At 30.1% G+C, this 17,643-nt stretch carries 18 protein-coding genes; 11 read left to right on the top strand and 7 right to left on the bottom strand.

The features are described from left to right. Positions 1-81 precede the first annotated feature (81 nt). The 5 genes from der to pflB are packed head-to-tail and all read left to right on the top strand — an operon-like array spanning position 82 to position 6,622. Complete coding sequence (gene der, locus AT682_RS01875) at positions 82-1,464, top strand: ribosome biogenesis GTPase Der (RefSeq protein WP_004306626.1); 1,383 nt, start codon at positions 82-84, stop codon at positions 1,462-1,464. Beyond that, entirely contained in the window at positions 1,451-1,948 is a 498-nt protein-coding gene (aroK, locus tag AT682_RS01880) for a shikimate kinase (RefSeq protein ID WP_079263872.1), read from the top strand. The genes der and aroK overlap by 14 nt, the downstream gene beginning before the upstream one ends. Continuing rightward, on the top strand, positions 1,945-2,904 hold the full coding sequence (gene trpS, locus AT682_RS01885) for a tryptophan--tRNA ligase (protein WP_002920165.1): 960 nt from the start codon (positions 1,945-1,947) through the stop codon (positions 2,902-2,904). Before aroK ends, trpS begins: the two co-directional genes overlap by 4 nt. A 10-nt stretch (positions 2,905-2,914) precedes the next feature. Further along, the gene (serS, locus tag AT682_RS01890) at positions 2,915-4,150 is read left to right on the top strand and encodes a serine--tRNA ligase (protein ID WP_002882722.1); all 1,236 of its coding nucleotides are present in this window, start codon (positions 2,915-2,917) and stop codon (positions 4,148-4,150) included. Positions 4,151-4,159: 9 nt separating this feature from the next. Next, a complete protein-coding gene (pflB, locus tag AT682_RS01895) occupies positions 4,160-6,622 on the top strand; it encodes a motility protein PflB (RefSeq protein ID WP_002882721.1) in 2,463 nt (820 codons plus the stop codon). A gap of 30 nt (positions 6,623-6,652) precedes the next feature. Here the strand turns inward: pflB and AT682_RS01900 are convergent, their stop codons facing one another. The 7 genes from AT682_RS01900 to AT682_RS01930 form a co-directional block, all read right to left on the bottom strand. After that, entirely contained in the window at positions 6,653-7,288 is a 636-nt protein-coding gene (locus AT682_RS01900) for a hypothetical protein (RefSeq protein WP_002883242.1), read from the bottom strand. Positions 7,289-7,385: 97 nt separating this feature from the next. Continuing rightward, a complete protein-coding gene (gene pyk / locus AT682_RS01905) occupies positions 7,386-8,828 on the bottom strand; it encodes a pyruvate kinase (protein WP_016818227.1) in 1,443 nt (480 codons plus the stop codon). A 48-nt stretch (positions 8,829-8,876) separates the two neighbouring features. Continuing rightward, on the bottom strand, positions 8,877-10,223 hold the full coding sequence (gene mqo / locus AT682_RS01910) for an FAD-dependent oxidoreductase (RefSeq protein WP_002882176.1): 1,347 nt from the start codon (positions 10,221-10,223) through the stop codon (positions 8,877-8,879). A 117-nt stretch (positions 10,224-10,340) separates the two neighbouring features. After that, positions 10,341-10,970, bottom strand: a complete 630-nt coding sequence (locus AT682_RS01915; protein ID WP_002882173.1) for a type III pantothenate kinase — start codon at positions 10,968-10,970, stop codon at positions 10,341-10,343. Further along, positions 10,957-11,247, bottom strand: coding sequence for a hypothetical protein (locus AT682_RS01920; RefSeq protein WP_002859475.1), 291 nt, complete (start codon positions 11,245-11,247; stop codon positions 10,957-10,959). The genes AT682_RS01915 and AT682_RS01920 overlap by 14 nt, the downstream gene beginning before the upstream one ends. Then, on the bottom strand, positions 11,244-12,242 hold the full coding sequence (locus AT682_RS01925) for a hypothetical protein (protein WP_002882172.1): 999 nt from the start codon (positions 12,240-12,242) through the stop codon (positions 11,244-11,246). Before AT682_RS01925 ends, AT682_RS01920 begins: the two co-directional genes overlap by 4 nt. Further along, a complete protein-coding gene (locus tag AT682_RS01930) occupies positions 12,239-12,817 on the bottom strand; it encodes a YfgM family protein (RefSeq protein WP_002882171.1) in 579 nt (192 codons plus the stop codon). Before AT682_RS01930 ends, AT682_RS01925 begins: the two co-directional genes overlap by 4 nt. Positions 12,818-12,960: 143 nt before the next feature. Between AT682_RS01930 and gatC the strand changes: the two genes are divergently transcribed. The 6 genes from gatC (at position 12,961) to AT682_RS01960 (ending at position 17,637) form a co-directional block, all read left to right on the top strand. Next, positions 12,961-13,245: an Asp-tRNA(Asn)/Glu-tRNA(Gln) amidotransferase subunit GatC gene (gene gatC, locus AT682_RS01935; protein WP_002882170.1), complete on the top strand. Its 285-nt coding sequence runs from the start codon at positions 12,961-12,963 to the stop codon at positions 13,243-13,245. Positions 13,246-13,309: 64 nt separating this feature from the next. Continuing rightward, a complete protein-coding gene (locus AT682_RS01940) occupies positions 13,310-13,873 on the top strand; it encodes a CvpA family protein (RefSeq protein ID WP_002882168.1) in 564 nt (187 codons plus the stop codon). Position 13,874: 1 nt separating this feature from the next. Beyond that, a complete protein-coding gene (fur, locus tag AT682_RS01945; RefSeq protein ID WP_002882167.1) occupies positions 13,875-14,348 on the top strand; it encodes a Fur family transcriptional regulator in 474 nt (157 codons plus the stop codon). Beyond that, positions 14,349-15,854, top strand: coding sequence for a lysine--tRNA ligase (gene lysS, locus AT682_RS01950; RefSeq protein WP_002882165.1), 1,506 nt, complete (start codon positions 14,349-14,351; stop codon positions 15,852-15,854). Then, entirely contained in the window at positions 15,851-17,095 is a 1,245-nt protein-coding gene (gene glyA / locus AT682_RS01955; protein ID WP_002882164.1) for a serine hydroxymethyltransferase, read from the top strand. The genes lysS and glyA overlap by 4 nt, the downstream gene beginning before the upstream one ends. Next, positions 17,092-17,637 carry a DUF1882 domain-containing protein gene (locus AT682_RS01960; RefSeq protein WP_002882163.1) on the top strand — a complete coding sequence of 182 codons (546 nt, stop codon included), beginning with the start codon at positions 17,092-17,094 and terminating at the stop codon, positions 17,635-17,637. The genes glyA and AT682_RS01960 overlap by 4 nt, the downstream gene beginning before the upstream one ends. The last annotated feature ends 6 nt before the right edge of the window (positions 17,638-17,643 follow it).

The raw sequence follows: 17,643 nt of genomic DNA on the forward strand, positions 1-17,643 counted from the left end.
CTGGGTTAATTCTAGTCTTTTTTTGCTTAATATTAAGCCAAATTTTATATAATTTTAAAAATATAATTTTCTAGGAAAAAAATGCAAAGCATCATACTTATAGGTAAGCCAAATGTGGGAAAATCAAGCCTTTTTAATAGAATGGCAAGACAAAGAATAGCTATTACAAGTGATATTTCAGGCACAACTAGAGATACAAATAAAACGCAAATTCATATTCATTCAAAAAAAGCCATGCTTATTGATAGTGGGGGGCTTGATGAAAGTGATGAACTTTTTAAAAATGTGAAAAAAAACACTTTAAAAGTAGCTAAAGAAAGCGATATCATACTTTATCTAGTTGATGGGAAATTAGCGCCTGATGATGAGGATAGACAGTTTTTTTATTCTTTAAAAAAACTTGGAAAACCTATAGCCTTAGTGATTAATAAAGTAGATAATAAAAAAGATGAAGAAAGGGCTTGGGAGTTTGCAAATTTTGGCGTAAAGGAAATCTTTAATCTTTCAGTAACCCATAATGTAGGCTTAGATGAACTTTATGAATGGCTTGAAAAATTTTTACATGAAGAGTTTTTAATCCCCGATGAAGAAGAAAATTTAGAAGATTTTTTAGAGCATTATGAAGAAGGAAAAGAATTTCAATTTAAAGAAGTCGATCAAAATCATATCAGAGTGGGTATTGTAGGGCGTGTAAATGTTGGAAAATCAAGTCTTTTAAATGCTTTGGTTAAACAAGAACGCAGTGTTGTAAGTTCTATTGCAGGAACTACTATAGATCCTGTTAATGAAAGTGTAGTTCATAAAGATAAAGTGATAGAATTTGTTGATACTGCAGGTATTAGAAAAAGGGGTAAAATTCAAGGACTCGAACGCTTTGCCCTAAATCGCACGGAAAAAATTTTATCTCATTCTCAAATAGCACTTTTGGTTTTAGATGCGCATGAGGGCTTTAACGAGCTTGATGAACGCATTGCTGGGCTTGTGGCTAAGCATTATTTAGGTGTGATTATTGTTTTAAATAAATGGGATAAAAGTGAGATGGATTTTGATAAGACTGTAAAAGAATTGCGTCTTGATCGTTTTAAATTTCTAGCTTACGCACCTGTGATTAGCGTATCGGCTTTAAGTGGAAAAAGGGTGCATGTTTTACTAGATAAAATTTTGCAAATTTTTGAGAATTTCACTCAAAAAATCCAAACTTCTAAGCTTAATACTCTGATAGAAAATGCCACAAGAGCACATCCTTTGCCGCATGATTATGGGAAATTGGTTAAAATTTATTATGTAGTACAATATGACTTAGCGCCGCCAAAAATTGCACTTATCATGAATCGTCCCAAGGCTTTGCATTTTAGTTACAAGCGTTATTTGCAAAATCAAATCAGAAAAGAATTTAATTTTGAAGGTGTGCCTTTAGTGATTGCTTCGCGTAAAAAGGGCAGTAAAGAAAATGATGAAAGTTAAAAATATAGTTTTTATAGGATTTATGGGTTCTGGAAAAAGCACTTTAGCAAGAGCTTTAGCTAAGGATTTAGATCTTGTTTTTTTAGATAGTGATTTTTTAATAGAACAAAAATTTAATCAAAAAGTCAGTGAAATTTTTGAACAAAAAGGGGAAAATTTTTTTAGAGAACAAGAGCAAAAAATGGCTGATTTTTTTAGTTCTTGTGAGAAAGCTTGTATTGCTACAGGCGGGGGTTTTGTTAATGTTTCAAATTTAGAAAAAGCAGGTTTTTGTATTTATTTAAAAGCAGATTTTGAATATTTAAAAAAGCGTTTAGACAAAGATGAAATTTCTAAAAGACCTTTATTTTATGATGAAATTAAAGCAAAAAAATTATATAATGAGCGTTTAAGCAAGTATGAACAAAAGGCAAATTTTATTTTAAATATAGAAAATAAAAATATAGATGAGCTTTTAAGCGAGATTAAAAAGGTGATAAAATGAGAGTATTAACAGGCCTTCAGCCAAGTGGCGATTTGCATATAGGTAATTATTTTGGTGCAATTAAGCAAATGGTAGATGCACAAGAAAAAAGCCAAATGTTTATGTTTATTGCTAATTATCATGCCATGACTTCTTCTCAAGATGGAGAAAAACTTAAACAAAATTCCTTAAAAGCTGCTGCGGCTTTTTTAAGCCTTGGTATAGATCCTCAAAAAAGCGTTTTTTGGTTGCAAAGTGATGTTAAGGAAGTTATGGAGCTTTATTGGATTTTATCGCAATTTACTCCTATGGGTTTATTAGAGCGTGCGCATAGTTACAAGGATAAAGTTGCTAAGGGGCTTAGTGCTTCACATGGGCTTTTTTCTTATCCTGTTTTAATGGCAGCTGATATTTTACTTTTTGATACACAAATTGTTCCTGTGGGAAAAGATCAAATCCAACATGTTGAAATCGCACGTGATATTGCTTTAAAAGTTAATAATGAATGGGGTGAAATTTTTACCCTTCCAAAGGCTAAAGTTAATGAAGAAGTAGCTGTAGTTGTAGGCACTGATGGGGCAAAAATGAGTAAATCTTATCAAAATACTATAGATATTTTTAGCAGTGAAAAAACCTTAAAAAAACAAATTTCTTCCATAGTTACAGATAGCACCGCTTTAGAAGATCCAAAAGATCATGAAAACTGCAATATTTTTAAAATCGCAAAGCTTTTTTTAGATGAATCAGGGCAAAAAGAATTACAAATACGCTATGAAAAAGGTGGTGAGGGTTATGGACATTTTAAAATGTATTTAAACGAGCTTGTAAATGCTTATTTTAAAGAAGCAAGAGAAAAATATAATGAGCTTTTAGAAAAGCCTTCGCATTTGAAAGAAATTTTGGATTTTGGTGCGACAAAAGCAAGAAAAATCGCCCAAGAAAAAATGCAAAAAATTTATGAAAAAATCGGACTTTAAGGAGTAGAAAATGCTAGATTTAAAAAATTTGCAAAATAATTTTGATGAAGTGGCTAAAAAGTTAAAAAATAAAAAAGTTGATGAAAATATCTTAAAAAAACTTGCTGAACTTTTTGCAAGTTTAAAAAAAGAAAAAACAGCTTTAGAAGAATTTCAAGCTTTTCAAAATAAATTCAGTAAAGAACTTGCTACAGCCGAAGATAAAGAAAGTTTAAAAGCAAAATTAAGCGAAAATAAAAGTAAAATTAATGAGCAAAGCACTAAAGTAAATGCTTTAGAAAATGAGCTTGAAGAAATCGCTCATGCCATCCCAAATATCCCTGATGAATGTGTGCCTGTGGGTGAAGACGAAGATGAAAATGTGGAGCTTAAAAAAGTTTTAAATCCACCTAGCTTTGATTTTACTCCAAAAGAACATTTTGAATTAGGTGAGAGTTTAAATTGGCTTGATTTTGTGCGTGGGGTAAAAATTTCACAAAGCCGTTTTTGTGTGCTTAAGAACGAAGGAGCTTTATTAAGCCGTGCTTTGGTAAATTATATGATAGATTTTAATAGAAGTCGTGGATTTGAATTTGTTAATGTACCTTTTTTGGTAAATGGTGCTACTATGTTTGGGACAGGTCAGTTGCCAAAATTTAAAGAAGATATGTATAAGGTAGATGATGAGGATTTGTATTTGATCTCAACTTCTGAAATTCCAGTAACCAATCTTTATAGTGGAGAAATTTTAGCTAGTGAAACTTTACCGATAAAAATGACTTGTTATAGTGCTTGTTTTAGAAAAGAAGCAGGCAGTGCAGGGCGTGATACAAGAGGTATTATAAGACAACACCAGTTTGAAAAAGTAGAGCTTGTAAGTATCACTAAACCTGAGCAAAGTGATAGCGTGTTTAATGAAATGCTTGAGTGTGCAAGTGATTTACTCAGTTCTTTAGGTTTAGCGCATAGACATTTGATGCTTTGCACCGGAGATTTGGGTTTTAGTGCGGCAAAAACTGTAGATCTTGAAGTGTGGCTTCCAGGACAAAATAAATATCGTGAGATCAGCTCGGTTTCAAATTGTCGTGATTTTCAAGCAAGACGCGCTAAAATTCGCTATAAAAACGAACAAGGAAAAAATGAACTCGTTCACACTCTTAATGGCTCATCTTTGGCAGTAGGAAGAACCTTGGTAGCGATTATGGAAAATTATCAAGATAAAGAAGGAAAAATTCATATTCCTGATGCTTTGAAAAAATATTTTTAAAGAGTATAGATGGCTGAACAAGAAGATATAATACTAGAAAAACCCGAAGATGGCTTAAATCAACCAAGACTTGATGAGAGTTTAGAGGGATTTAAGGGGCAAGAGGGGCAAGCTCCAGAAGATGAAGAATTTGCATCATTGCCAGAAGAATTACCTCAAGAAAATAGTGATAGTGGTTTTAAATTTACAAGAGAAAGTGCGCCTGAAGATGTATCAACTTTTGAAGAAGTTGAAAGTCAAGAGCCTACGCCTTGGTATAAAGATCGTAAGTTTATGTCTCTTGTGGGTTTATCTTTGGGGATTATTTGCATTTTAGTTTTTACACTTTTTTATTTAACTTTTAGTGAAGGAAAAATTAAACCAGATATTATAGCTTCTAAGCCTTTAGAACAACCTGTTGTTATGCCTGATGAATCATATAAATACAATGATATGCAAAGAATTGATGGTATGATCCAAAAAGCAAATGCTTTATATTTAAAGGGTGAGGTTGAACAGGCTTTAAAAGTTTATGAGCAAGTTGCCGTATATAACGAATCTTTATCTAATTATAATTTAGGCGTTTCTCAAATGAATGAGAATAAATTCCAAGAAGCTTTTGAAAGCTTCAAAAAAGCTATAGCCAATGGAGAAAATCAAAGTGTAGCTGCTATCAATGCTGCTGTTTGTGCTTTAAAGCTTAATGATAAGGAAAAATTTAGATATTATATTGATTTAGCTCAAGTGTATCTTCCAAAAGAAGGAAAATCAAAATTATATGATTATTATTTAAGCTTGATTAATTATTACAAAGGATATTACCCTGAGGCCTTACAAATGTTACAAAGAACAGATGTGGAGCCGTATTCTGATGTTGCAAAGTATTTGTCTGCTAAAATTTATGCAAAAATGGACTTTGATTCCAAGGCTATACAGCAATTAAATTCTCAAGGCAATTTTGAATCCAGTTTATCTTTAGGTCTTTTATACGCTAGAATAGGAGAATATGCTAAAGCTAAAGTCGCTTTAAGCACAGCGATGAAAATTGAAAGAGATTTTAATCAGAGTTTAGCGGCTTTAACATTGGTTGATATTAAAACAGGAAATTATCAAGATATGTTAGCGCGCTTGCAAAATTCTTATGATAACGATAAAGATAGATATAAGATTTTAGATACTTATAAAATTCAAGTTCGTTTAAATAAGGATCTTTTTAATATAGCAGTTGCTCAAAATTCTTTTTCAAAAGATTTGTTAAAAAAACAAAAAGATCAATTCGATTTGCTTTTTTATTTTGCACCTTATCAAGTGTTTGATAGTAAGCAGGCTGCTTTATATATTAAAAAAGCTAATGTTACAGATTTCGTAGATGATAGTACTGATGCGGGAATTTATCTTAATATAAGCAAAGCTCTTTCATCTACCAATGTAAAAATTGCCAATATTATTAACTATGCATTAAATCAGAAGTTACGCCTTGCTAACCAAGAATTTCAAAAACTTATCAAGGATTATCCAGAACATAGTATTTTACATTATAATTTGGCTTTAACTTATGCCCAAATGCAAAATTATGAACTTGCTTATAAGCATTTTTCAAGTTCATATCATCTTAATCCTAAAAATTACTTAGCAGGTGCTTTTGCTATGTTTTGTGCAAAATTAATTGATATTGATACAACTAAACTTTACAATGAAATTCTTGATAATATAGCTGCTGATTCTAATTTTAAAGCTAATATGCAAAAAAGTATGTTATTTTTAGTTAATAATAATTATATTTCTATGCTTCCTTATTTAGATGAAATAAAAAAAGATACGCCTTTGAGTTTGATTTTTGAAGCTATTATTGCTAAAAATAATAACCTTAATAATCAAGTAGATGTGAAAATTGCTAAATTGCGTTCAGAGTTGCCTGAAGATATTTTGGCAAATATTTTGTATTTTAATTCTTTAAATTCAAATTTAAATATTAAAGAATATGCTCAAAATGCTCAAATTCATTTTAAAAATTTAAAACTTGATTATCGTAGTGTTTTTGGTGGACCAAGTATCGCTAGGGAATTTTATGTTAATTTAATGCATATTGCAGGGCTTTTAAATTTAGAAAGACAGAAATTTAAAGAGTTGATTAATGTTTCAGGAGCAAAAGATGAGGGTATTTTACAAACTTTAGCTTATTTGGATATTTTTGCACAGCAATACGAGGAGGCTTATGCACTTTATAATTCTTTGATTGATGATTATGGAGCTAAAGATACTAAAACTTTATTTTTAGCAGCTGTAGCAGCCGTAGGTGCAAATAATCCAAATTCAGCTATAGCACTTTTGCAGCTTTCTAAACTTACAGATAAAAATAATAAAGAAAGTAAAGCAGCTCTTGGTATGTTGTATCAAGAAGTAAAGAACTATGAAGCTGCGATATCTCAGTATAAAACTTTACCTAATAATTTTAAGAGTGAATTTTTTACTTTTGATATTAATAACAACTAAAAATGCTTAGAAATTTCTAAGCATTTTTAGTTAAGCTTGAAGATCTAGAGTTTTTCCGCCTAGTTCATCGATGCGATCGCTAACTTTTTTAAGTGCCGCATCTATTGTATCTTGACTGATTTGAGGAAGTTCTCCACCCCACATTTTTTCTGCTTGCTCAAATCCTTTTTTCATACCTTCAAGACCTTTTTTCAATTTTTCAACATCGTCGCCACCGCCTTTAATAACAAAATCCGCGATGCGATTGGCTGTATTTTCCACTCCAAAAAAACCATCTTCACTTACAAGTTGTTGAAGTTCATCTGTATTCATATCAAGTGGATTTTTGCCATTGTAACCTAAGGATGCAAAATCAATATTTGTAAGTATAGATTTCGCAGTATCTAAATTGGCACCATTTAAAAGACTATCTAGTCCAGCTTGGGCATTGCTCGAACCTATTACAGCATTCATTGTTTGCTGTTGAAACTGAACTAGGTAAATTTGTGTAATGCCCTTTCCACCAAGTGCATTTAATTTTTCAAGGGTATTTTTATCTACATCCTTACTAGAATTAGCACTTTGAACATTTTTGTCTTTTGTGTTTTCCTTAGCATCATCTGCCTTCTTATTGCTAACTTGTGTTTGTGCCATGCTAGCGATATTTGAAAAAGTATTCACTTGCATATTTGCTCCTTTGTGTGAGGCTTTAATTTATATCGACTTTTGACTTAAAAAATTTATAAGGACATTAAATTCCTTATTTTCAAAGGAATTTAATGTTTTATTGTAGATAATAAGTAATTTGCTCTTTATTGAGAATGCGGATAAGATTGCTAGTGCCTTCTACCCCTGTTGGAAAGCCTGCAGTTAGAAGATAGCATTTATCTTCATCCATAAAACCTTTTTCAACGCTTGATCTTACAGAGTCTTTTAATAATTCTGTAAGTTCATTACTTTTGTTAACTAAAATCGCAGGATTAACTCCCCAAACTATGCTTAAAGAGTTTAAGGTTTTTTCAGAATGTCCTACTGCTATGATTTCTATATTTGGACGATATCTCGCAATCTTAATAGCAGATTTTCCGCTACTTGTTAAAGAAAAAATAGCATCAGCGTTAAGATCTGTTGCAAGATGAGCTGAAGAACGCATGATTTTATCTGTATTGTCTAAATCATTAAAATCATTAAATTTGTTATATGGATAGCGTTTTTCTGTTTCTATTATAGTTTGACACATTATATCAACAGCGTTTGCAGGATCTATACCAACGGCACTTTCTTCACTTAGCATTACCGCATCTGTTCCATCTAGAACAGCATTTGCAACATCTGAAATTTCAGCTCTTGTGGCGGTTTTGCTTTTGGCTAATGAAAAAAGCATTTGAGTCGCAGTAATAACAGGCTTAGAGGCATTGTTTGCTTTTTGTATAATTTCTTTTTGGATATTAGGAACTTTATAATAAGGTACCTCAATACCTAAGTCTCCTCTTGCAACCATTACACCATCGCTAGATTTAATAATCTCATCAATATTTTCTACTGCATCAAATTTTTCAATTTTTGCAAAAATAGATATTTTTGCGTTATTTTGTGCTAAAATTTCACGAACTTCATCAATATCGTGCGCATTTTGTACGAAAGATATTGCTAAAAAATCTACTTCATTTTTTATACCCCAAAGTAAATCATTTTTATCTTTTTGTGTAATAACATCAATATTGATTTTAGTATTCGGAAAATTAATACCTTTATTTGAGTTTAAAAAACCATCATTTTCTATAATGGTTTTAATTTTTTGATCATCTATGTTTTCTACTTTAGCACGAATTGATCCATCATATAGATAAATATATTCATCAATTTTTAACATATCTAAAATAGATTTTTGATTAATACTGATTTTATAATGATTTTGAGCAATCTTCTCCCCTAAAATTGTTTCACGATAAAAATCAAGTCTATCACCCTTTTTTAATTCAAATGGTTCTTTAAGTTCACCTGTACGAATTTTAGGACCACTAATGTCTTGTAAAATTCCAATACGAGTATGCAATTCTTTAGCTACTCTTCTTATGGTATCTAAGTTTTTTTTATGATACTCATGTGTTCCATGAGAAAAGTTTAAACGGAAAACATTTACACCATTGATAATCATTTGGCGTAGAATTTCTTCCTTTTCACTTGCTGGACCTACTGTGGCTACAATTTTTGTTTTTTTAAGCATGGTAAACTCCTTTTGAAATTATTGTATCTAAAAATAGAAACAAAATGATTACAATAATTCTGAAGAAAATTTATCTTCGTTAAATTCCATTCCTAGGTAATTACATATAAGCTTTGCATCTCTTTCAGCATTTCCTAAACAACTTGTTGCCCCAGGACTTGGAGTCATATTGAAAATAATACCAGGGGTTTCTGTGATACTTGCTTCACCTAGCATTAATTCTCCTTTAGTTTTATCAATAACTTGTGGTCTTACGCCTCCAAAACCTTTCGCATAATAAATATCGCTTGCTTTAAGACTTGGGACTATTTTTTTGGCATCTTTAACAAATAAGCTTTTATCAATAAAAGGTAGTTCAAAAAGATAATTATAAAAGATGTAATTTCTAATTGTTGCATCTTTAAACATATTAAAAGTTACTTTTAAAACAGTTTTATCAAGTTTTAGTGCTTCAAAAAATTCTGGAACTGATTTTAGACCATGATAACGTTCTAGTTTTGGAATAACAAGTGCAGTAGGTCCAAAGCGAGTGTTCATATCAGCAAGCAAATCAGGATCTCCATGAAGGGCTGCAAATGGAAGTTTAGGATTTTGCACCATATAAACTTTGCCATTTAAAAGTTTTTGTTTGGTTAAATAAAAACTTCCTGCAACAGGCCAACAAGACTTATCCATACCTAAGTTCATTTTATGTGCTAAATGTAAAGAGTGCGCCCCAGCATTGACAACTACGCTTTTGGCATGGTATTCTTGATGATTTGAGGTTTTTAATATAAAAATATCATCTTTTTTTTCTATGTGAATAATTTCTTGATTAAAGGCAACGAAAGTATTTTTATTTTGTTTTTGGGCTTGTTCTATTAGATTTATACTCATTTTCCCAAAATCTACAGTTGTAAAAACCTCGCCGCTTTCAACACCCATGGCACAGATATTTTCAGGTCTATCTTGATTGCAATCTTCTCCTAAAACAACCTTGGGTTCAATTTGTTTGATTTTTGCTTTATCGAAAAATTTTATATAAGGATAAAGTTCTTTAAATTCTTCATAGCGTTTTTTCATATAATCACATTCTATATCTCCAACAGCTAGAGCCATTTTTTGATGAGAAAACATGAAATTATTTTGCGCATTTTGCATGAGTCCATATTTAACTATCATATCAGCTGTTCTTTTTACTTTTCGCGCTTTTTCTAAAGTATAATTGGTTTCAATATCTCCACAATGAATGGTTTGAGAATTACTCGTTCCCTTAGAATTTAATGTTGCAGCTGTATTATATTTTTCTATCAAAGCAATATTTTTAATATTTGTATATCTTGCAAGCTCGTAAAATAATGCTGCTCCCGAAATTCCAGCTCCGATGACAAGCACATCAAATTCTTGTTGACCCATTGTTTTTCCTTTTTTTATTTTAATAAACTTTTTTCTAAATAAAGTTTAATTGAATTTGTTTTACAAAAAGTTAAATTTCATTAAGGTTTGATATCAATGAGAATTTTTGTAACATTTTTAATAAAGTAAATTGGGATTTTCTTTTATAATCTTTTTCATTCCTCGAAAGATTAAAAGTTTATCATAAATTGCGTGATCGAAATAATTTGCTAAAAATTGTCCATCTCCACCAGTGAAATAAAGCTTTTTATTTTGAGCGGCATCTTTTATCAGTAGGTAAATTCCTTTAAAAACACCATAACTTAAAGCATCTATAGTTTTTTGCGGGAATGCATCAAGACTAACTTGAGTGTTAAATTCACTTTTTAATCGTGGTGAAATATGGCTATAAATTTTTTTATAATTTGCAATACCTGGTAAGATAAAACCACCAAGATGTATAGAATTAGAAATAATATCAATTGTAATAGCACTACCTGCATCTACAACAACCCCATCTTCAATAGTATAACAAGCTGCTATGCGATCGATTCCTAATCCTTGATAAATTGTATCAAATAAAAAATAAGGTTCAAGATTGATAAAATTTTTTTGATTTTTTAAATGTTCTTTGAGATGTTCATTGACATTGATATAAAAAATTTTTTGTTCATTTTTAAATTCTAAAAACTGATCTATACTAAGAGTAAAATATTTGTTATCATCTAGGAAATTAGCATTTGAATTCCCAATATCACAGAGCAACATAGATATTAAATCCCTTCATTTCTAGATGATTTTTTGCTTTAGAGCAAAGAGAAGCCATGCTAAAAAAATATTTGTTATTTATGTTAATTTGCTGTGCTAGATTTTCTAAAAATAAAGCATCTTTCATTAAAAATTTTGTTTTTCCTGTATACATAAAAAGAATGTTATTTTGATCTTTAGCACAAATATAACTTTTTTTTCTAGTCAACATACTTAAGTCATAGGGCTTTAAATTTAATTTTAAAGACTTTATTGTTTGTTCTAAAATTTTTATCATAACAAATCTAAAATTTTATCTCCGTAGTAAAATTTACCATTCCCCATGAAAGAAATTTTATCAATAGCTTCTGAAAGTTTAAATACTTGTGCATTATCTAAATTTAGATTCATTTTGATAAGATAGCCTGTTTTTTCAAAAATATATAAATAATTATTGTATATATTACTTTTTACAAAAATAGCAAATTCAAATTTTTTTTCCGCAATTTTTCTTAAGTTATAATCAGTTTTAATAATAGTGCCATCTTTTTCTAGTATAAAAATACCATCATCACTAAGTGCAACATCTTTTATGTCAGCATCAAGATAAAGAGTTCTTGCAGGGCTTACAACAATGATTTTTTTAGCTGTTGCTGCTATAAGTTTATCTCCAATTACACTTAGATGGATTACATTGTTGAAAAAATTTTCTGCTGAAATAACCACATCTTTAATGATTTGAAGATTGTTTCTTGAAAGAATTAAAATTTTGCCATCTAGCGTTGGATATACGATGATATTGTCTAAAAATATAGGATTAGCGGTACGACTGTCTTGAGCTGGAGCTGAGGTTAGGGTTTGGCTGAATTTAATACCCAAAGAACGATTTGCAAGAACTATAGTATTGTTTGCAAGTACAAGGGCTAAATCATCTCCATTAGAAGCTACTCCTACAACACTAGCGTCAAATTGAAAATTATAAATTTCATTATAAGAATTGTCAAAAATTTTTAAATTTCCATTATTATCTGCAGTAAAATATTCCCCATCTTGATAAGCTAGAAGCATATAATTTTTAGGAAGTTTAAACTTGTCCATAGGGATATTATTTTTTAAGATAGCGGTATTATTGCTAAGTTTTGCAGAAACTAGATTCCAATCAACGATTTTACTTTTTAAATTGCTATTATGACTTAAATCTCCATCGGTTTGTTTTGGTTTAAAATATTGTCTTTTGGTGCCACAAGCACATAGAAATATTAAACAAAATAGTGTTAAAAATATTTTTTTCATTGTGTAATGCCTTGATAATGTTTGAGATTTTTAGCTATTTGATTTAAACTTGAATTTTCTTTTATCTGAGAAAGTAAAACATTAGCTTCTTCGATTTTATTTTGCTCTAAAAGTTTGTAAGCTTCTAATAATTTATCATAATTTTTTAAAAATATTGATTTATCTCCTAAAGATAATGCGACAATATTTTTAAGTAAAGTGTTTGTTTGAGTATTATTATAAATTTGTTTTAGTTCATTTTGGAGAGTTGTATTATTAAAATCATTAATATTTTCTTTTAGTAAAAAGATAGTGTAAAGATTAGTATTTTTATTTTTAAGTTGTTCTAAAAGATTTTTATTGCTAGGATCTTGTATTAGATTGGCATAAATTTCATTTGCTTCTTTTGTTTTATAATCGTTTATTTTTGAGATTATAAAATTTCCAGCAAACCAAGCAACTAAAATTATCACAACAGCAGATATATAAAATTTATACTTGCGTATAAATCTCTCTCCTTTAATAAAATTTTCTATAAATTGTTCTTCTGTGTTAAGTTCATTTTTAACAGCTTTTAAATTATCTTTTAGTCCCAAAATTTATCCTTGAAAAAATATTTTTATTTTTGTATAGAAAAATTATGGTATTGTATCATATAAATTGCAAAATATCCTAAACAATTTAAAGCTTTTTATGATATAATTTTCAAAATTTTAACTTTTTTATTAAGGTTTAAGAAATGCAAATAGATGAGAAATTATTAAGCAAGCTTGAAAAATTAAGCGCTTTACAAATAACAAAAAACAGAAATGAAACCATTGTACAGTTAAGTGAAATTGTGAATTTTGTTGAAAAATTAAACGAACTTGATCTAGATTCCCAAGAGATTACTGTGAGTACTATAAAAGGTGGAGCTCCTTTGAGGATTGATGAGATAAGAAAGAGCAATGTTATTGATGAGGTTTTAGATTGTGCTCCAAAAAAACAAGAACATTTTTTTGTTGTTCCTAAAATCATAGAATGATTAACTTAGCATTTAGTGCTTATTTGTAGAATAAATTTAAAACAAAAATCAGAGAGTGATTGAAATGAATTTTTATTGGTTTGATGCTTTTATTTTAGGATTTACCTTGCTTTTAGGGCTTAAGGGTATTATCAATGGTTTGATAAAAGAAATTTTTGGACTTTTGGGTATTATTGGTGGTGTTTTTATTGCTTCAAAATACGCAACTCAAGCAGCTGAATTTATACAAAGTACTTTTTATAAGATAGAAAATCAAAGCTTAGCTGGATTTGCTGGATTTTTGGCCATATTAATTATTTTTTGGATAGTTTGTTTATTGGTGGGTAATTTTCTTTCTAAGTTGATTAAATTAAGTGGCCTAGGTTTTTTAGATCGTATTGGTGGCTTTATATTTGGCGGAGCAAAAATCTTTTTAATTTTTGCAATTTTGGTTTTTTGTGTAGCAAGAATCGATTTTTTAAATGATAAATTAGATAATTTTGCTAAAAATAGCTATACTTTAAATTTACTTAAAGAAACGGGATCTTTTATTATGAATCAACCTTTAACAGAAAATAGTCTAGATCATGCTAGTGAAAAGTTGCAAGATATTGTAAGTGATTTAAACAATACTCAAAAAGGGGAGTGATATGCTGATAGAAAATGTGGAATATGATGTTTTACTTGAGAGATTTAAAAAAATATTAAGACAAGGCGGACTTAAATATACCAAGCAAAGAGAAGTGCTTTTAAAAACTCTTTATCATAGCGATACTCATTACACACCCGAAAGTTTATATATCGAAATCAAACAAGCTGAACCTGATTTAAATGTAGGAATTGCAACTGTTTATCGTACTTTAAATTTGCTTGAAGAAGCAGAAATGGTAACTTCCATTTCTTTTGGTTTAGCAGGTAAAAAATATGAGCTTGCCAATAAACCTCACCATGATCATATGATATGTAAAAATTGCGGAAAAATTATAGAGTTTGAAAATCCTATTATAGAAAGACAGCAAGCCTTGATTGCAAAAGAACATGGTTTTAAACTTACAAGCCATTTGATGCAGCTTTATGGTGTTTGTGGTGATTGTAATAATCAAAAAGCAAAGGTAAAAATATAAATGTTTGATAATATTTTAGAGCAGCAAAGAATAGAAAAAGCTAAAGAGTTAAAAAATTTAGGGATTAATCCTTATCCTCATTTTTTAGAAAAAGAAATGTCTTTAAAGACTTTTAAGGATAAATTTTCTTATATTTTAGAGCAAGTTGAAAAAAGGGATGAAAGTATCAATGCTGTTGTTGCAGGACGTTTGAAACTTTTGCGTATAGCAGGAAAATCGATTTTTGCAAACATTGAAGATGAGGATACAAATTTACAAATTTATTTTAGTAAAGATAGCGTAGGTGAAGAACTTTATACGATTTTAAAAAAGAATTTAGAGGTGGGTGATATTGTTTTGGTTAAAGGTTTTCCTTTTGTAACTAAAACAGGTGAGTTTAGTTTGCATGCAAGTGAAATAAAACTTGCTACAAAAGCTATTGTTCCTTTACCTGAAAAATATCATGGATTAACAGATATTGAGCAAAGATATCGCAAACGTTATGTTGATATGATAATGAATGCCGAAGTTAGAAAAGATTTTTTAGTGCGTTCTAAAGTGGTGAGTTTAATCCGTCATTTTTTTGAAAATAAAGGCTTTTTAGAAGTAGAAACTCCTATGATGCATCCGATTGCAGGTGGAGCAAACGCTAAGCCTTTTGTAACTTTTCACAATTCTTTAGGCGTAGAAAGATTTTTAAGAATTGCTCCAGAACTTTATCTTAAAAGACTTATAGTGGGTGGTTTTGAGGCGGTTTTTGAAATCAATCGTTGTTTTAGAAACGAAGGTATGGATTTAACTCATAATCCCGAATTTACAACTATAGAATTTTATTGGGCCTATCATAATTATAAAGATTTAATGGATTTAACTGAAGAACTTTTTGCTTTACTTTTGGATAAACTTAATTTAGGAAAAACAATAGAATTTGATGGAAAAATGATAGATTTTTCTAAACCTTTTGAAAGAATAACCTATAAAGACGCACTTTGTAAGTATGGTGGTTTAGATAGGGATTTAATTGAAGATAAGGAAAAAATTCTTACTAAATTAAAAGTAGATGGTTTTGAAGCGAATGAAAAGCTTGAACTTGGGCATTTGCAAGCTGAACTTTTTGATAATTATGTGGAAGAAAAATTGATCAATCCTACTTTTGTGATTGATTTTCCTATTTCCATAAGTCCTTTATCAAGACGTAGCGACGGGGATTCTCAGATTGCTGAGAGATTTGAGTTGTTTATTTGTGGAAGAGAATTGGCAAATGGTTTTAATGAGCTTAATGATCCTCTTGATCAATGTGAGAGATTTTTAAAACAAATTGAAGCTAAAAATGCAGGCGATGAAGAGGCTTGCGAAATGGATGAAGATTTTGTAAATGCTTTGGGTTATGGAATGCCTCCAACGGCAGGGCAGGGTATAGGCATAGATAGACTTGTTATGCTTTTGACAAATAAAAAATCTATTCGAGATGTGATATTGTTTCCTGCAATGCGTCCATTAAAATCAGAACTAAAGGAGAAAGAATGAGTTTAGAAATGTTTGATAAAGAAATTTTTGATTTAACAAACAAAGAGTTAGAGCGTCAATGCGAAGGTCTTGAAATGATAGCGAGTGAAAATTTCACTTTACCTGAAGTAATGGAAGTTATGGGAAGTATCTTGACGAACAAATACGCAGAAGGTTATCCGGGTAAAAGATATTATGGTGGTTGTGAATTTGTTGATGAGATTGAAACTCTAGCTATTGAAAGATGTAAAAAACTTTTTAATTGTAAATTTGCTAATGTTCAGCCTAATTCAGGTTCTCAAGCTAATCAAGGTGTTTATGCGGCTTTGATTAATCCAGGTGATAAAATTTTAGGAATGGATTTAAGTCATGGTGGACATTTAACTCATGGTGCAAAAGTAAGTTCTTCGGGTAAAATGTACGAAAGTTGTTTTTACGGCGTAGAACTTGATGGAAGAATTGATTATGAAAAAGTAAGAGAAATTGCTAAAAAAGAAAAACCAAAACTTATAGTTTGTGGAGCTAGTGCTTATGCAAGAGTGATTGATTTTGCTAAATTTAGAGAAATTGCTAATGAAATAGGTGCCTATCTTTTTGCTGATATAGCACATATTGCAGGTCTTGTTGTGGCAGGCGAGCATCCAAGTCCTTTTCCGCACGCTCATGTAGTAAGCTCAACTACACATAAAACTTTGCGTGGTCCAAGAGGTGGTATTATTATGACAAATGATGAAGAGCTTGCTAAAAAAATTAATTCTGCGATTTTTCCAGGTATTCAAGGTGGTCCTTTGATGCATGTAATTGCTGCAAAAGCAGTAGGATTTAAATTTAATCTTAGCGATGAGTGGAAAGTTTATGCAAAACAAGTAAGAACCAATGCTCAAGTTTTAGCTAATGTTTTAATGGATAGAAAATTTAAACTTGTTAGCGATGGAACGGATAATCACCTTATTTTAATGAGTTTTTTAGATCGTGAATTTAGTGGAAAAGATGCAGATTTAGCTCTTGGAAATGCAGGTATTACTGCAAATAAAAATACCGTTCCAGGAGAGATTAGAAGTCCTTTTATCACAAGTGGATTAAGACTTGGAACTCCAGCTCTTACTGCCAGAGGTTTTAAAGAAAAAGAAATGGAAACTGTGTCAAATTATATTGCAGATATTTTAGATGATATTAATAATGAAAAATTACAAGAGAATATTAAACAAGAATTAAAAAAACTTGCAAGTAATTTTATTATTTATGAAAGGGCTATGTTTTGATTTCACCAATGGATATGTCGCTAATTAAAATAATTGGCGATCATTATTATATAAGACGTGATAAAATTGTAAATAAAATTACACATAGAGGTCGCTTGTTTTTTGATAAATTTGAAAGAGTTGATGCTCCTTTAAATTTAAATGTCATGAGAGAACACGCTGCTAAAAAAATTGTTGTCGCTCATGATTTAATAACAAAAGATAATAAAGTAGAAAATATTGTCTTTGATTATAATGGTTTTAATGCTGAAAGATTTTATCACCGTGCACAACTTATCTTAAGAGAAGAAGGTTTTATAAATTTCACAGCCTATAAGACTAAAACTCCAGGACATTTACATCTTTATATTCACAAAGGACACACGGCGTTAAACGAAGGTTATTCTTTAGCGTCTAAACTTTCAATGATGTTTGCAAGTAAAATGCCAATAGAATGGAAGGTGTTTCCTAGCATGGATGTACCTAGGGAATTTAATATTTTAATATTGCCTTATGAGGTTTATCAAAAAGAACGAGAAAGTTCTTGGTCTAAGCATATGTAAGAAAGG

The organism is Campylobacter jejuni, from assembly GCF_001457695.1.
Classification (GTDB): Bacteria; Campylobacterota; Campylobacteria; order Campylobacterales; family Campylobacteraceae; genus Campylobacter_D; species Campylobacter_D jejuni.

Excerpts from the sequence above, each read along its gene's own strand:
- der (WP_004306626.1), top strand. The coding sequence starts at position 82 with ATGCAAAGCATCATACTTATAGGTAAGCCAAATGTGGGAAAATCAAGC.
- aroK (WP_079263872.1), top strand. The coding sequence starts at position 1,451 with ATGATGAAAGTTAAAAATATAGTTTTTATAGGATTTATGGGTTCTGGA.
- trpS (WP_002920165.1), top strand. The coding sequence starts at position 1,945 with ATGAGAGTATTAACAGGCCTTCAGCCAAGTGGCGATTTGCATATAGGT.
- serS (WP_002882722.1), top strand. The coding sequence starts at position 2,915 with ATGCTAGATTTAAAAAATTTGCAAAATAATTTTGATGAAGTGGCTAAA.
- pflB (WP_002882721.1), top strand. The coding sequence starts at position 4,160 with ATGGCTGAACAAGAAGATATAATACTAGAAAAACCCGAAGATGGCTTA.
- AT682_RS01900 (WP_002883242.1), bottom strand. The coding sequence starts at position 7,288 with ATGCAAGTGAATACTTTTTCAAATATCGCTAGCATGGCACAAACACAA.
- pyk (WP_016818227.1), bottom strand. The coding sequence starts at position 8,828 with ATGCTTAAAAAAACAAAAATTGTAGCCACAGTAGGTCCAGCAAGTGAA.
- mqo (WP_002882176.1), bottom strand. The coding sequence starts at position 10,223 with ATGGGTCAACAAGAATTTGATGTGCTTGTCATCGGAGCTGGAATTTCG.
- AT682_RS01915 (WP_002882173.1), bottom strand. The coding sequence starts at position 10,970 with ATGTTGCTCTGTGATATTGGGAATTCAAATGCTAATTTCCTAGATGAT.
- AT682_RS01920 (WP_002859475.1), bottom strand. The coding sequence starts at position 11,247 with ATGATAAAAATTTTAGAACAAACAATAAAGTCTTTAAAATTAAATTTA.
- AT682_RS01925 (WP_002882172.1), bottom strand. The coding sequence starts at position 12,242 with ATGAAAAAAATATTTTTAACACTATTTTGTTTAATATTTCTATGTGCT.
- gatC (WP_002882170.1), top strand. The coding sequence starts at position 12,961 with ATGCAAATAGATGAGAAATTATTAAGCAAGCTTGAAAAATTAAGCGCT.
- AT682_RS01940 (WP_002882168.1), top strand. The coding sequence starts at position 13,310 with ATGAATTTTTATTGGTTTGATGCTTTTATTTTAGGATTTACCTTGCTT.
- fur (WP_002882167.1), top strand. The coding sequence starts at position 13,875 with ATGCTGATAGAAAATGTGGAATATGATGTTTTACTTGAGAGATTTAAA.
- lysS (WP_002882165.1), top strand. The coding sequence starts at position 14,349 with ATGTTTGATAATATTTTAGAGCAGCAAAGAATAGAAAAAGCTAAAGAG.
- glyA (WP_002882164.1), top strand. The coding sequence starts at position 15,851 with ATGAGTTTAGAAATGTTTGATAAAGAAATTTTTGATTTAACAAACAAA.